Below are 1,038 nucleotides of genomic sequence, written 5' to 3' on the forward strand. Positions count from 1 at the left end.
GAAGCCGCATATCCGCCTCCAGCCGATACGCCGTCGCCGTGCTGAACGCCGCACACGCCGCCGCTGAACGCGGCGACATTGTCTGTCTCATCTTCATATAATATCTCACCTGATGATCGTTGATATGGCTCCCAGGCACCGCATCTCCCCTTCAGAAGAAGCTCCACCTGGCAGGTCACGATCACCAAAAGCCCCCTTCCAGAAGAAAAGACGCCTGCGGCGGTGTGTCTGTCGCTCCTCGGGGCTTCGCCCCTCGTCCCGAAAGACACACCGCCGCCCATTCTCATCCTGTTTGTCGGCAATTCTCACCTTGTTTGTCGCGCAGCACGCAGACGCTATTCCACGAACAATAGCGCCGGCGTCTCCAGTAACCGTTTTATCGCTTGGACAAAACTAGCAGCGTCCCAGCCATCGACCACCCGGTGGTCGCAAGAGACCGAGAGGTTCATTAATTTGGCGGCAACGAGATGCTCGTCACGGAACACGGGTCGCTCGATGACCTTGTTAGGGCCGATGATGGCAACCTCGGGTCGGTTGATGATCGGAGTTGTCGCACCCCCCCAGTGGCCCTAGCGAGGTGATGGTGAGCGTCGAGCCCGATAGCTCAGCCAACGTGGCTTTACCTGAACGGGCCGCGTCGGCGAGACGAGCTATCTCGGCTGCAAGCTGCCAGATGTTCCGCTGTTCGGCATTGCGGATCACTGGTACTATGAGCCCGGCATCGGTCTGGGTGGCAAGGCCGAGATGGACAGCGCCGTGGCGGATGACCACGCCCGCTTCGTCGTTGTAACGGCCATTGATCATCGGGAAGTCGGGAACGGACTTGCATACCGCGGTGATCAGCAGCGGTAACATGGTAAGCTTTGGCTTGGCCCCGCGTGTCCTATTTAGCCGCTCTTATGCACCAAGGGGTGTCTGAGCGGTAGGCGGGAGTAGCGTAAAGCTCTGTTCTGAAGTAAGAAATTGGGTGTCTAAGCCGTCCCTGCTCCGGGACAGAAATTGCCATAGGCTACACCCGCCATGACCGACGTTACCTCA

The 1,038-nt window shown here is 58.8% G+C and carries 1 protein-coding gene and 1 pseudogene; both read right to left on the minus strand.

The window, feature by feature from the left end; all coding sequences use genetic code 11:
- Positions 1-188, minus strand: a 188-nt coding sequence (locus B5X69_RS21825) for a hypothetical protein (RefSeq protein WP_217699169.1), incomplete at its 3' end; no start/stop codon positions are given.
- Positions 189-335: 147 nt separating this feature from the next.
- Positions 336-894: pseudogene (locus tag B5X69_RS20790) on the minus strand (dihydrolipoamide acetyltransferase family protein); the annotation flags it as partial.
- Between the last annotated feature and the right edge of the window lie 144 nt (positions 895-1,038).

It is taken from the genome of Sphingopyxis flava, assembly GCF_900168005.1.
Classification (GTDB): domain Bacteria; phylum Pseudomonadota; class Alphaproteobacteria; order Sphingomonadales; family Sphingomonadaceae; genus Sphingopyxis; species Sphingopyxis flava.